This window comes from Martinezella calliandrae (assembly GCF_030272695.1).
Taxonomy (GTDB): domain Bacteria; phylum Pseudomonadota; class Alphaproteobacteria; order Rhizobiales; family Rhizobiaceae; genus Rhizobium; species Rhizobium calliandrae.
In genome coordinates, this window is the sequence record NZ_JARFYN010000033.1 from 38,305 (window position 1) to 52,097 (window position 13,793).

14 protein-coding genes are annotated in these 13,793 nt (G+C 57.4%); 5 read left to right on the plus strand and 9 right to left on the minus strand.

All coding sequences use genetic code 11. The features are described 5' to 3' along the window. Window positions 1–256: 256 nt before the first annotated feature. A complete protein-coding gene (locus PY650_RS22670; protein ID WP_285881813.1) occupies window positions 257–1,513 on the plus strand; it encodes an AGE family epimerase/isomerase in 1,257 nt (418 codons plus the stop codon). Between the two features lie 45 nt (window positions 1,514–1,558). Here the strand turns inward: PY650_RS22670 and PY650_RS22675 are convergent, their stop codons facing one another. Beyond that, window positions 1,559–2,047: a heme-degrading domain-containing protein gene (locus PY650_RS22675; protein WP_285881814.1), complete on the minus strand. Its 489-nt coding sequence runs from the start codon at window positions 2,045–2,047 to the stop codon at window positions 1,559–1,561. A 243-nt stretch (window positions 2,048–2,290) separates the two neighbouring features. Here PY650_RS22675 and PY650_RS22680 point away from each other — a divergent pair, with 243 nt between their 5' ends. The 4 genes from PY650_RS22680 (at window position 2,291) to PY650_RS22695 (ending at window position 4,198) form a co-directional block, all read left to right on the plus strand. Continuing rightward, window positions 2,291–3,262, plus strand: a complete 972-nt coding sequence (locus PY650_RS22680; protein ID WP_285881815.1) for a polysaccharide lyase family 20 protein — start codon at window positions 2,291–2,293, stop codon at window positions 3,260–3,262. A 135-nt stretch (window positions 3,263–3,397) separates the two neighbouring features. Next, window positions 3,398–3,694 (plus strand): hypothetical protein, encoded by a 297-nt coding sequence (locus PY650_RS22685; RefSeq protein WP_285881817.1) that lies wholly within the window; start codon window positions 3,398–3,400, stop codon window positions 3,692–3,694. Further along, on the plus strand, window positions 3,691–3,837 hold the full coding sequence (locus PY650_RS22690; RefSeq protein WP_285881818.1) for a hypothetical protein: 147 nt from the start codon (window positions 3,691–3,693) through the stop codon (window positions 3,835–3,837). Before PY650_RS22685 ends, PY650_RS22690 begins: the two co-directional genes overlap by 4 nt. A gap of 157 nt (window positions 3,838–3,994) precedes the next feature. After that, window positions 3,995–4,198, plus strand: a complete 204-nt coding sequence (locus PY650_RS22695; protein WP_285881819.1) for a hypothetical protein — start codon at window positions 3,995–3,997, stop codon at window positions 4,196–4,198. Window positions 4,199–4,452: 254 nt separating this feature from the next. On the opposite strand, the gene PY650_RS22700 is transcribed toward PY650_RS22695, so the two are convergent. The 8 genes from PY650_RS22700 to PY650_RS22735 form a co-directional block, all read right to left on the minus strand. After that, the gene (locus PY650_RS22700; RefSeq protein WP_285881820.1) at window positions 4,453–5,313 is read right to left on the minus strand and encodes a sugar phosphate isomerase/epimerase family protein; all 861 of its coding nucleotides are present in this window, start codon (window positions 5,311–5,313) and stop codon (window positions 4,453–4,455) included. A 70-nt stretch (window positions 5,314–5,383) separates the two neighbouring features. Further along, the gene (locus tag PY650_RS22705; protein ID WP_285881822.1) at window positions 5,384–6,307 is read right to left on the minus strand and encodes an ArsR/SmtB family transcription factor; all 924 of its coding nucleotides are present in this window, start codon (window positions 6,305–6,307) and stop codon (window positions 5,384–5,386) included. Between the two features lie 138 nt (window positions 6,308–6,445). Beyond that, window positions 6,446–7,270 carry a carbohydrate ABC transporter permease gene (locus PY650_RS22710; protein ID WP_285881823.1) on the minus strand — a complete coding sequence of 275 codons (825 nt, stop codon included), beginning with the start codon at window positions 7,268–7,270 and terminating at the stop codon, window positions 6,446–6,448. Then, window positions 7,270–8,151: a carbohydrate ABC transporter permease gene (locus PY650_RS22715; RefSeq protein ID WP_285881824.1), complete on the minus strand. Its 882-nt coding sequence runs from the start codon at window positions 8,149–8,151 to the stop codon at window positions 7,270–7,272. The genes PY650_RS22710 and PY650_RS22715 overlap by 1 nt, the downstream gene beginning before the upstream one ends. Window positions 8,152–8,217: 66 nt before the next feature. After that, complete coding sequence (locus tag PY650_RS22720; protein ID WP_285881825.1) at window positions 8,218–9,486, minus strand: ABC transporter substrate-binding protein; 1,269 nt, start codon at window positions 9,484–9,486, stop codon at window positions 8,218–8,220. 184 nt (window positions 9,487–9,670) lie between these two features. Continuing rightward, on the minus strand, window positions 9,671–10,807 hold the full coding sequence (locus PY650_RS22725; protein WP_285881826.1) for an ABC transporter ATP-binding protein: 1,137 nt from the start codon (window positions 10,805–10,807) through the stop codon (window positions 9,671–9,673). Window positions 10,808–10,880: 73 nt separating this feature from the next. Then, window positions 10,881–12,401, minus strand: coding sequence for an arabinosylfuranosidase ArfA (gene arfA, locus PY650_RS22730; protein WP_285881827.1), 1,521 nt, complete (start codon window positions 12,399–12,401; stop codon window positions 10,881–10,883). A 93-nt stretch (window positions 12,402–12,494) separates the two neighbouring features. Next, window positions 12,495–13,589 carry an NAD(P)H-dependent flavin oxidoreductase gene (locus PY650_RS22735; RefSeq protein ID WP_285881828.1) on the minus strand — a complete coding sequence of 365 codons (1,095 nt, stop codon included), beginning with the start codon at window positions 13,587–13,589 and terminating at the stop codon, window positions 12,495–12,497. Window positions 13,590–13,793 lie beyond the last annotated feature (204 nt).

The window sequence follows — 13,793 nt, forward strand, 5'->3', positions numbered from 1 at the left end:
GGCCTGATTGCGACCTCGCATCCAGATCACATAAAGATATCTTTATGTCAACATATCTATGCCCTGAAGACGCACGGCGCAAGGCCAAATGCCTCTGTCGTTTACCGCATCTCCCAACTTTAACGAGGCGACGCCCGGTGACCGCTACGGGCATGGACAACGCTAAACAGCCGACACAGTTTCATTCCATAAAGTCATGACAGGACTTTCAGGCGGCGCTATAGGGCTTATGGCAAAAGAACCTTGGGAGGATGGTATGAGCATACAGCGTGAAACGGCAGAACTCGGAAATTTTAGCACACGAGCCTACCACCGGCGCTGGCTGTTGGATCAAGCAAACGGGCTTTTCGATTTCTTCCAGTATCGCGGCGTCAATCCCAAGGGCGGATTCTACGATATGGACGATGCCGGCAAGCCGCTCGACCCGGTCAATCCCGTGCGTGGAATTCATTCGACCGCACGCATGGTGCATTGCTTCTCGATCGGTTCGCTGCTCGGCCGTCCCGGCTCCGAGGACATCGTCGATCACGGCATGAATTATCTTTGGAAGCATCACCGTGACACCACTCATGGCGGCTATGTCTGGTCACTCAACAATGACGGCCCTGTCGATGCCAGCAAGCAAGGCTATGGCCACGCTTTCGTGTTGCTCGCCGCCTCCTCCGCCAAGACCATCGGTCATCCGCTTGCTGACGGAATGCTCGCCGATGTCAGCGAAATTCTGAACACGAAATTCTGGGAAGAAAAACACGGCGCGATCGCCGAGGAGTTCAATCAGGATTGGTCGCCGATCGATGGCGGCAGTTATCGCGGCCAGAATTCCAATATGCACCTGACGGAGGCGCTTATGGCCGCTTTCGAAGCGACTGGCGACAGAACGTATCTCGACAAGGCCGAGAGCATCGCCGATCTCGTCATCCGCCGCTCCGCCGGTTCCGTTGGCTGGCGCGTGGCCGAACATTTCAATGCCGACTGGGAGCTCGACAAGGATTATCGCGGCAACGAAATGTTCCGCCCCTCCGGCACGACACCCGGCCATTGGTTGGAATGGGCGCGTCTCGTCCTTCAGCTTTGGTGTCTCGGCGACAAGCGTCACGATTGGATGCCGGACGCCGCCAAGGGCCTGTTCTCCCAGTCGATGTCACTGGGCTGGGACAACGACAAGGGTGGCTTCTTCTATACGCTCGATTGGGCTGATGTTCCTGCCAAGCGCAACAAGCTCTGGTGGCCGGCCTGCGAGGGAGCCGGTGCCGCGCACTATCTCAACGAACATATACCGAGCGGTTTCCACGAGGAGGGCTATCGCAAGATCTGGGGCACTATCGGCCGCGCCTTCATCGACCGCAAAAATGGCGGCTGGCACGAGGAACTGACGGAAGACCTGGTTCCTGCCCACACGCTTTTCCCCGGCAAAGGCGATATTTATCACGCCCTGCAGGCTTGCCTCATCCCGCTCTTCCCGGCTACCGGCAGCCTGACCAAGGTCATCGCCGAGGCCGGCGGGAAAATCTGAGACCGTGAGCGGCGTCCGCCTCGAGCGTGACGCCGCACTCGTCTTTTAAGACAGGCTGAGATTGTGCAGTTCGTGGCCAAGCGTGAGTGCCAGCGCCTCAACAACGAGATTGTGGTCTTCGCGCTGCGGAAGTCCCGACACGGTAACGGCGCCGATGCAGCCTGTGCCGTTGACGAAGATCGGAAAACTGCCGCCGGATGCGGCATAGTCGGCGCTTGAAAGCCCGTTGTGCTCGATCGTCTTACCCTGCTGTTCCAGCCGCAGCGTGCTTGCATAACTGCTGCGGAAATAGCGCAACACCATATTGCGCTTCCGGCGAATCCAGTTGGAATTATCGGGCGTCGAGCGCGGCAGCGCGATGTAGAAGACCGGCATGGAATGCAGCGTAATGTCAATCGCGACAGGCAAATTGCGCTCGCTGGCAAGGTCGTGCAGCAGCTTGCCGAGCACCCAGGCGGTCGAAAGATCGAAAGCGTCGAAGCGCAGCGTCTCTTCCTGAAGCGCGATGCGGCTGAGGTCTTGTTCGATCGTCATGGAAATCCTTCCTCCAAATTGATCGGCTTATCAAACGCGGACGAGGCGATTTGTCTACTGCTCTCCTTCGTTACGTCGAAATCGAGCCGCCATTTTCGCTAGAGGATCAGAATTTCCACCAATTTTTCCGGGCATCGGCCGACCTACACTAAACCAACGTCGGGTGGCTGATCCCCTTGCCCCTTGAAGACGAACAGGTATTGATATTGTTCCACGATCACCCCGCCGAAGGAGCCTCCCGTCATGAATGCAAAATTTGCACTGCCCGCCATCCTGGCCTGCACTTGCACCTGCGTCATGACACCGGCATTGGCCGAGGACCCCGCACAATTGGTTCTGCACGATGGTTTCGATGGTAGCGACTTCGCCCCCACGGGCCATCTCTATTATCGTGACAATTTTGAACAGGAAGCCGGCAAGGTCGAATTCCAATCGGACGTAAAGCGCACCGGCACCGGTGCGCTGAAGCTCAGCGTCAAGCCGCTATGCGCTCCAGGTAAGGAAAACTGCAGCGAGCGCGCGGAAGTCTGGGAACGCACCAAATCTCGTGTCCCCTATAACCAGGGTGTCTGGTACGGCTTTGCGGTCAAATTCGCCGACCCCATTCCCTCAGGTGATCATCGCTACCTCATTGCGCAGTGGAAACGCGAGATCGGGCCAAAGGCAAAGGGCGACTTCAGCCCATTCCTCGCGCTGCGGCTGAACAATGGAAAACTTTTCGCCACGGTTGAAACCAACTATATCGCCCCACCAAAAACCGATGTTAGCGCCGGGGCAAAGACATGTGACGACAATCAGACGCCGGTCTGGTTCCGTGCCGACACGAACCAGATGCGTGCCCTGGTCGCCACTGATAGCAAGTGGAGCAAGGAGGACGGCCAGGAATTTACCGGCTGCACCGCCGCCATCACGGTCACCGATCGCGGCAACAAGCTGCCGACGCCGGATTCCGGCTGGATCGATTTTGCCATCTACAGCAAGCCAGGCCCTGACGGGACCGGCCATATCGAGCTCTTCGCCAACGACAAATGGATTGTCACCGTTAAGGGACATATCGGTCATGCCGACAAGGGCCTGGGCAAAAACCAATATTTCAAGTTTGGCCCCTATCGCGCTGCCGATACGACAGATTGGACACTTTATTATGACGATTTTCGTCGCTCACCGCGCTGTGCTGATGTATTGTCTGACGTGAAGCTCTGCCCGTTGAAGTGACCGATTTTCGCGCGTTTCAGCGTCGATGACGTCATTCAAAAAAAGCAATCGTTTCGGGACCAGATTTTCATAGAATTTGGCTGAACCTTTTCGCCTCTCATTGGTTATCTGCTTCAGCAGAGGAGGAGCTCTGAAATGCTTACCACTCATCGTGATTGCAAACATCATGTGGAGAGGAATGCCATTCCTTCACTCGGCGAAATCGAGGGACGTGTCGCAGTCCTCGAGGTCGTCGCGCAATCCGCGCTGACGCATGTCTTCTGTGAAGGCCATGTCGATATCGACGCGGATTTGCTGTCGGAGATTCGACGGGCCTTGCACCGCAAATGCCGGGAATTGAAACTTGATGGCGAGGACACGGCCTCCGCCCTCTCCTATGCAGAGGAATTGATCGAAGCGGCAGTCGAGGCGTCTCACCCGGTTCCTCAATGATGCCTTCGCGGCCGAGACTTATTCTTCTGATCATGGTGGCGCTGGCGCTTGTCCTGGGCGTTCTCCTGTTCGTGGTACCGCATAACGGCAGGGATCAGACCGTCAACCCGGCGCCGCACGCGCCCGATCAGACGCCGCAGTAGCGTCGTCAGACAAGCATCTGTGCCGATACGAGACTGGATCTCGTTCATAACAGGCGGGCGTTAACGCCGGCGCGAGAAGTCGATTGCAAACTTTTGGAATCAAAGCAGTCTATGCTCCGCCCCGCTCATGTTTGAGCTTCCAACCACGGTGTAGCGAATGTCTATGATGGTCAACTCGCCCCTTTTCGACGACGTCGATATTCTCGCAGGCGCGCTTTATGCTTGGTGCGCCGAACGCAGCATCAATCTGCATAGCCAGGAAGGCTTGTCCGCGGCCAATGTCGCGATCAACCTCTATGACGCCGGCTATCAGACGCAGGATCGACTGCTCGGCGCCCTGCACGAATACGAATTTCACTGAAATTCGCAGCACCGTTTCAGGCAAACACTGGCACCTTACCGATGGGGATCAATCTTCGATGGCCGGCTCAGCTATTGGCGTGAGCCCCGCCACGATAGGTCGATAGGCCACGAACGCGGGAGCCTTTCCCTCGTCGACATCTGCCGGCCGGCGCTGCCATCCCTGTTCCCCGACGGTTGCCTTTTTGACTTTTCTTGCGAAGGTAAAGCCCGCGTGTCGCGAAGGAGGCCCTCCTCGTCGGTGGCGCCGTACCATCACGCCGCTGCAGCCGCCTTCCGCAACACACCGGTGATGCAATCGCGCTCTTCAAGAATGCCCAGCCATTCGTCTGCATAAAATGAGGAATCGTAGATCAGCGTGAACGGGCCCTTGTAACCGGCGGCATTGGAAAGCTCGACACAACGGACATAATCCTCGACATCGAGGCCGGTGTCCGAATAATGCGCCTTGGCATGGCAGAGCTCGGCGCGGCCCATGATCTGAGCCAGATCGTCATATTTGCCCGCACCTTTCCAATTGCCGAAATCGCCGTTGAGACCAAGCTTGCCGTCGAGCGCGTCCAGGACACGGTGGACCTCGACCGGCCCCGGCAGCAGCGAAAACCAGTTTTCAACGACAAGGCGGATATCTGCGCCGGCGATCCGATCGGCCAGCCAACGAAGATGTCTTTCTGCCCGAGCCAGCGCCTCGTCGGTCGGCTTTGACTTACCGGCAATCACACGCATGTTCTCAGCTCCAAGCGCGACAGCGATCTCGATCCAGCTTGCCATCCATTCAGCATCGCGCTCGGCTGTCTCAGGACTGCTGAGGTCGCCGTCTTCGACCAAAAGCGTCTGCAGCTTGACACCCGCCTTATCGAAGGCATTCCGCAGGTCGGCAAGATAGGAAGGCGAGCGACTGGGCAGATGAAACGAGCAGACCTCCATCCGGAAAATGCCGCGCTCGGCAAATTGTCTCGGAAGATCGATCAGCTCTACCGAGCCTTCCCCATAAGTCGGCAGGCGCGCCGGTACGTCCGGGCCGCCAGGTCTGTAAGGATAGGTGCCTCCCAGGGCACGATGCAGCGACCATGTGGAAACGGCAAAACGATCCGCCAAATCAGCCGTGAAAGCCATGGATATCTCCTCGTTTTTTGACCGCGATGGACAATCGCGATCTGCAGAAAACCGGCCGGTCGGCAGCAAATCAGAAATAGAGAGACATGACGATGTCCTGATCGAAATCGCCGAAGCCCTTGCCGAAAATATTCAGGCCGCCAGGATTGCCCGCTGTCTCATCGATGCCAATGCGAAAGCGGATCGAGTGATGGTCGTGCAGCCCGAGCGATGTGATCGTCTGCATCGAAACCATGCTACCATCGATCCAGGTGCCCTGATCGTCAATGCTCCAGGTCTTCAACTTGCCATATTGGGAGCCGCTGAGCTTCCACCAGCTTGGTGAATAAAGCCCACGCCGGTCGCCGAAATCGCCGGGCGACGTCCAGTGGCCCGCTTTGATGCCGTTGACCCAGATGGAGATATCGGATGGCCAATTGGAATTGGTGGCCGGCGTCTCGGAACTGAGTTCTGCCGAGAATTCCACCTTTTGGATCCGACGCCCGCTGACTTTGGCATTGTTTGGAAACTTGTATTCGACATAACCGCGTGTGAACCAGAGAAGCGCTGCCTGCATGCGTTGCGGGTCGAGAAATACGCCCGGCACATCGAGCATGCCGATGACGTTATTGACCGAACAAAGTCCGCAAGGGGGCCCGACTTCGAACTCCGTGAACAGCCCGATGGGCATGCTGACGGCAACGACGTCTTCACGCAGACTGGTGGAGCGATTTTCGAAGCGGATGAGGATTTCGCCGTAAACGCTGGAGCAGATCTTCTGGTTGCCCTTGCTCGCCTTCATCGTATGGGTTTCGATCAGCCCAGCCTTCTCCAGCGACTTGATATTGATGGCGGCGGTCGATTGCGGCAGCTTCATATGCGCCGCTATGTCATTGACATTCAAGGGACCCTTGAGACGGAGCAGGTTGAGGATTTCGATACGTGTGGCCGACCCCAGGGCCTCGACGACCTCTGTATCCTTCATCGGATCAACTGTTAGCAGCTTCGTCTCCATATCGAACTGTCAAATCTCCACATCATACCAATCTTGCGCTCATATCACGCTCTTCGGTTGTTTTCCTCTCACTTTTTCGGGGTGCCGGCCCGCGGTCCGGGAGAGGATACCGCGGGCCGGTGAGGGAAACGCAGCCGCTCATCCCTTGATGCCCGAAGACAACATCAAGGCCTGCGTCACCCGTTTCTGGAATAAGAGATAGGCAACCGCAACGGGCATGGCGGCGAGGATCGCCACGGCCATGTCCCGGGCGTATTTGATGCCGAAAGCATCATCGACCTGAGTGATACCGACCGTAACCGTCATGGTGCTTTCGGAGTTCGATACCAGGAAGGGCCACATGAAGGCGTTCCAGGCCATGATATAGGTGATGATTGCCAGCGCAGTGGTGATCCCCCAATTCAGCGGCAGGTAAAGCCGGAAGAGGATCTGGAATTCGCCGCAGCCATCGAGCTTTGCCGCCTCGCGCAGCTCCTTCGGAACGGAATCAAAGAACTGTTTGTAGACGATGACCACAACCGGCACGATGAGTTGCGGCAGGACAATGCCGCTCAGCGTATTGATCAGCCCGAGCTTTTGCATCAGCACGAATTGCGAGATGATCAACGCTTGCGACGGCACCATGAAACTTGCCAGAATAACGAAATAGAGCACCCGCCGCCCGGCGAAGACAATCTGCGACAGCGCATAGCCGCACATCATGCTGATAAAAATGACGATCACCGTCACGCTGATCGATGTCACCACCGAATTGAAGTACCAGGTCGGCAAGTTGGTCTCAAACAGCGCAAAATAATAGGACGAAAAATCGAAGACACGCGGGATGAAGGTGGTGCTTGCAATAACGTCCTGCTCCGGCTTCACCGAAGTTATGATCGCCCAGTAGATCGGGAAGGCCCAGAGACCGGCGATGAAAAGCGTCAAGATCAACAGCAGCGAATTGCCGATCGCGCGTCCTGGCATCAGCTTGCCCTCCTCACTCTCAAAAGCTGGTACTGCAACACCGAAACAGCCACGATGATCAGGAACAATATGACCGCGATCGCCGAAGCGGCGCCACCGTGGCTGAGGCGAAAGCCTTCGCGATAGACAAGCAGCAGCAACACATAGGTCGAATTGAACGGCCCGCCTTCGGTGAGCAGATAGATCTGATCGAAGATCTTCAGTTGCAGGATGAGTTGCAGCGTCAGCACAAGCGTCGTCACCGGCCAGATCAGCGGCCAGGTTATGCGCCGAAATGCTTGCAGCCGAGACGCGCCGTCAAGGGCTGCGGCTTCATAATAATCGTTGGGGATGTTCTTGAGCGCGGCGATGAAGAGCAGCAGGTTGAAGCCGTTTGTCCACCAGATCGTCACAAACGCAACCATCGGCATCGCCCAGATCGGATCGCGGAAAACGCTGACAGGACGACCGGTAAACAATTGGATCACGTTTTGCGCGATGCCGAATTGCTGGTCCAGCACCCATTTCCAGATCGTCGTGACGACCGATACGGGCAGAATGTAGGGAATGAAGAACAGCACGAGCACGAGGCTCTGCAGCCGGCCATTCAACCGAACGACCATCAGCGCCAGCGCAAGCCCGATCAACGTATTGGGCGCGGCACTCAAAAGAACAAAATAGCCCGTGTTCCACATCGAGGTATAAAACAGCTTCTGGCTAAAGAGTTTGACGTAGTTGTCGAAGCCTATCCATTGGCCGTCGCCGATCAGCGGAGCGTTGGTGAAGCTCAACGCGAACATCTTGTAAACGGGATAGGCAAATACTGTCAGGTAAACAATCACGAAGGGCGCCACCATCAGCACGACGGTCAGAGCCTTCTTTCGTCCTTCGCTCGAAAACATAGCGCTTCCTTTTGCCGGCCGATTGCCGACCGGAACAATTCCGGTCGGCCTTGGTGCTCAGAGCTGTTATTGCTGGCCCTGCAGCTCTTCGCGCATCTGATCGATGGCGTCCTTCGGATCGAGCTGGCCATTGATTGCCGGAATGATGAAGTTCTGCGCGGCTTCGTAGATCGGTCCGGCGACGCCGGCGAGCGGCGAGATCGGATCATAGACGGCGGTATCGGCAAGTTTCGAATAGACGGCGTTCGGCTGCATATTCTTGAAGTCGGCGCTTGCCGTCACCGGCTTGTAGGCCGGGATGTGGCCGGCGCTTGCCCAAGAGATGCTATTCTCGTTCATCCAACGGATCACTTCGAGCACCACCTTGACCTTATCCTCCGAGATTGGTTTGACGGTGCTGGCCGGAATTGCAAAGGAGTGGGAGTCGACCCAGGTGGCCTGCTGCCCCATCAGGTTCGGAATTTCGATCGCACCCCAATGAAAGCCGAGCTGACCTTTCTTTTCCAGGTCGACCATGGTCGGCACTTCCCAGACCCCGTTGATATGCATCGCCGCCTTGCCCGAAGTGAAGAGCGCTATCGAGGCCTCATACGAGACGAGCTGCGGGGAATAACCGCTCTTGATCCAGTTTGTGATCACATCCAGCGCCTTCAGGCTGGAATCGCCCGGCATGATTTCCTTGCCATCCATGAACTTGGCGCCCTGCTGGGCGACGAGCGTGTAAAAGATGCGCCAGATGGAAGCGCCCTGGTCGCTATTGATCGACAGCGGATATTCGACCTTGCCGAGCGCCTTGATCTTGCCCAGCACCGCATTGAAATTGTCGAGCCCATCCAGCCCCTTCGGCAAACCGTCATCGCCGAGCAGGCCCGCCTGCTTCAGTACGTCCTTGTTGTAGTAGAGAATGATGGAGTGGACATCAAAGGGAATGCCGTAGGTCTTGCCGTCGGCGCTTGCCGAGTTCCAGGCGGCATCGACATAGTTTTCCTTCTTGATGCCGGCCGCCGAAAGCTCATCGGCCGTAAACGGGCGCAGGATGCCGGTCGGTACGGCCAGCGGATAGCGCGAGATGTGGTAGGTCATGATATCGGGCTGCTGACCGACCGCGGCCGCCGTCTGCACCTTTGTGTAGAAGGGCACGCCCCATTCCAGCGTCGTTGCATTGATCTTGATGTCTGGATGCGTGTCGTTGAATTTTTGGATCAACGCCTTCATGCGCACGCCGTCGCCACCGCTAAGGAAGTCCCACCAGGTGATTTCAGTCTGCGCAAAGACCGCCGTTGCCGGCAGCAAGGTCAAAGCGGCTGCCATCGCCAATTTCAAAAGTCGTCTCATGTCTGTCTCCTCCTCCACAGGGGCATGATTGCCATTGAACCGGCTCGCTCCACCGAGCCGGAAGACCCACCGGAAACGTCCGGCATCCTCTTGCCGGCCGCGCTCCGTCATTCTCGAAATGCCTGCACACTCTCAAACTGCCTGCATGCTCAAGATTTTGCGATACGTATCAGAAAAACTGATATTATCGGATACGACTGCCATTTTCGCTAAAGGCCAGCAGCGTTTCCTGCGTCATCGTCAGCACCACCGGTTCGCCCGGTTTTGGACGGTGGTCGCTGCGGCATTCGATCGTCAGTTCCGTGCCGGTGCGGGTCAACGCGTGCAGGTATGCGATACCACCGAGTTCCTCGATGAACTCCGCCTTCACCTTTAGGGACGCGGACCGAATTTCGCCATTAAGCGCCATTTGCTCGGGCCTGACGCCGATGAAAACCTTGGCCCCTGTCTGCGGCAAAGCATCCGTCAGAGGTAGGGCGATTGAGGTTTCGGGCTGATCGTCAAGCGTGATGACCAGGCGATTGTCAGCGTTGCCGGTTACCTTGCCTGAGAGAAAGTTCATTCCTGGCGAACCGATAAAGCCTGCAACAAACATATTGTCGGGGTTGCGGTAGAGGTCGAGCGGCGCCCCGGCCTGCTGCACAACGCCGGACTTCAGCACCACGATTTTGTCAGCAAGGGTCATGGCTTCGACCTGGTCGTGGGTGACATAGACCATCGTCGCACCGATCTGGCGATGTAATCGGGCAATCTCCATGCGCATCTTCACGCGCAACTCGGCGTCGAGATTTGACAGCGGTTCGTCGAACAGAAAAACCCGGGGCTGACGGACAATGGCGCGACCGATCGCGACGCGCTGCCGCTGGCCGCCGGAAAGCTGGCTGGGTTTGCTCTTGAGGTAATCGGTTAAACGCAGAACCTCGGCGGCAGACCGGACCTTTTCTTTGATCTCGGCCTTGGGTCGCCCCGCCACGGACAGGCTGAAGGCCATGTTGTCGAAGACGGTCAGATGGGGATAAAGCGCGTAGGACTGGAAAACCATGGCGACGCCGCGCGTGGATGCTTCCTTGTGCGTGACATCCCGGCCCTCGATCTCGATCCGGCCACCTGACGTTTCCTCCAGGCCGGCAATCATGCGCAACAAGGTCGATTTTCCGCAGCCGGACGGGCCAACGAAGACGGCGAACTCGCCCTGCTCTATCTTGATGTCAACGCCGTGGATAACCTTCAGCGCACCGAAGGACTTGCTCACATCCGTCAACTGGATTCCTAAATTCTGAACTTTGGCATTTTGAACGTCGGCACTTAGAATTCCCACCATGGTGCTGATCCTCCCGTGATCAACTCTCCCCCGGACGGCGGCCTCTTGCGCCACCGTCCAGTGGACCCGCCTGTCAGGCTGTTGCGACCGACAGCAGGATGAAGTGGTAGGATTTCGGCGCCAGCTTGCCGGCAAGAGCGCCCTCATCCGTCAGAACAAGACCGGAGCCGTCCTTCGGCACAACGGTGTGCTGCGCGTCGACCGTGTTTCGGGCCCTGAGATCTTCGCCGGCCATAACCGTGTGTTTCTCGATTTTGACGTTCTTGAAGCCCTGAAGCGCGACGGACAGATCGAGCGATTGATCGACGCTGCGGTTGACTGCGAAAAGCGCGATGCTTCTGCCGCCCTCATGCAGCACCGCCGAAATGTCGAGATAGGGCACGTCCTGGGCGACCTCGCAATCATAGGTCGGCCCTGATGCGGCAACGTTCAGCGCCGTGCCACGTCCATATTTCGACGCAAGCTGCAACGGATAATAGATAGTCTGGCGCCAGGCCGGGCCATCGGTGCGCGTCAGGATCGGCGCGATGACATTCACGAGCTGCGCCATGCAGGCGATCTTGACGCGATCGGAACGGCGAATGAACACATTGAGGAGCGAGGCTACGAACAACGCATCCTCGAGGTTATAGACCTCTTCAAGCAGCGCCGGCGCTTCCGGCCAATTCCAGCTCGCGATACGCTCACCGTCCTGCTTGCGATCGTGATACCAGACGTTCCATTCATCGAAGCAGATCTTCACATCGCGCTTCGAGCGCTTCTTTGCCTTGATATAGTCGATGATGCCGCCGACGGTGACGATATAACGGTCAAGATCCATCGCCTTGGCGAAGTAATTGAGCGTATCCTGCTCCTCATTGCCGAAATATTTGTGCAGCGAGATATAGTCGACGCTCTCATAGGCCTGATCGAGAACGGTCGCCTCCCATTCGGGATAGCTCTTCATCTTGTCGTTGGATGAACCGCAGGCCACCGTCTCAAGTGTTTTATCGAAATATTTGAACGCCTTGCTGACCTCGTTGGCGAGGTGACCATATTCGGCGGCACTTTTATGACCCACCTGCCAGGGACCATCCAACTCGTTGCCAAGGCACCAGATGCGGACGTTGTGCGGGTCTTTGTAGCCATGCTTGATGCGCAAGTCGCTCCAATAGGTACCGCTTGGATGATTGCAATATTCCAGGAAGTTACGCGCATCATCGAGGCCACGCGAACCGAGGTTCATGGCGAGCATCATTTCGGTCTTGGCGAGCTTCGCCCAGTCGGAGAACTCGTTGACGCCGACCTGGTTGGTTTCGCGCGTCCGCCAGGCCAGGTCGAGACGCACAGGCCGCTCTTCGCGCGGACCGATCCCATCCTCCCATCGATAGGCAGAAACGAAGTTGCCACCCGGGTAACGCACGATCGGCATATCGAGATCGCGAACATACTCCAGAACATCCTGACGAAAGCCGTTCTTGTCTGCCGTCTCATGAGCCGGTTCATAAATTCCGGTATAAACCGCCCGCCCCATATGCTCCAAAAACGAGCCGAAGACCCGCTTGTCGACGTTGGAGACGGTAAAGTCCTTGTTGATGACGGCTTGAGCTTTCATCGTGTTCCCTCGCTTATTGCTGTTGGTTGCTGGCGAGAGTATTATGGAAAATTTTTTAATTCAAGTTTTTTGTTTTATATCGCATTTTTTGTTTTACTTGAGCGCCATGCCCGCCAACCGCTTCATATGCGCGAGCGCATCCTGCGCCAAAAGAGTGGTCAACTCTGCCGATGGGAGCGACCGCGCCAGTTTCGCAGCCTGACCGGACCAGAGGTTGGTGAAATCGCCGGAACCAGCCGCCTCGGCCTTGGCGCGCAGGGGCGCCAGCGCACCGCCAGCCGTCGGAAAGGCAGGAGCTAAGTCGGAGAGTGGCCCAACTTCGCGCATGATACGGTTCATCACCCCCCTCGCCGGCCGTCCGGTAAAGACATTGGTCAACGCAGTGTTGTCGTCGCCTGCGCGCTCCAGTGCCGCGCGGTGAACCAGAGGAATTTTCGCTTCGGGCGTAAACAGATAGCTGGTGCCGAGCTGAGCGGCGGCGGCGCCGAGTGCGAAAGCTGCGGCAATCCCGCGCCCGTCCGCAATTCCGCCCGCTGCAACAACGGGAACGGTGACAGCATCGGCAATCTGCGGCACCAGCGCCATCGTGCCGACCTGGGTCGCCATATCCACCGTCAGGAAATTGCCGCGATGGCCACCAGCCTCGAAACCCATGGCGATGACAGCGTCGACCCCACGCTCGGCAAGCCACCGCGCCTCCGCCACCGTCGTCGCTGAGGAGATAATCTTCGCTCCAGTTGCCCGTACCCGCTGGACCAGGTCCGCATCCGGCAATCCGAAATGAAAACTGACGACCTCGGGTCGATAGGCCTCCAGGACTTCGCAGAAAAAGGTATCGAACGGCGCCCGACCGCCTGCCGGGACTGGTGCTGCCGGATCAAGCCCTGTCTCGACATAATACGGCGCAAGCCGCGCGCGCCACGCCATGTGTCGCGCGGGATCGCTTTCAGGCATGGTATGGGCGAAGAAGTTGACATTGATCGGCTTTTTCGTTGCTGCTCGTATCATATCCAGAGCTGCCCGGAGTTGCTCGACATTATATTGCGCGCTCGGCAGGGAACCGAGCCCGCCGGCCTCGCTGACCGCAATCACCATTTCCGGCGTCGTCGCGCCTGCCATCGGGGCCTGGATGATAGGGATGTCGATACCGAACAGATCAAGAATCCTGTTGTCGGGCCATTGGCTCATCGCAAACGCCTCTCATCTTCGATTTCCGGCAATCACTATTACCAGCCAAACGACGGCGGCGATAATGATTAGTTCAGATGAAAGCTATGGCGCCTGTCGATAGAAACGTCGTGGTCCGATCCATGTGCTGCAGCAAAGCTGTCCGGAATCACAAAAGAGGCCCTGTCCTGCCAAGGAGAGGGCGAGACTGGGGAATGGCCGGCA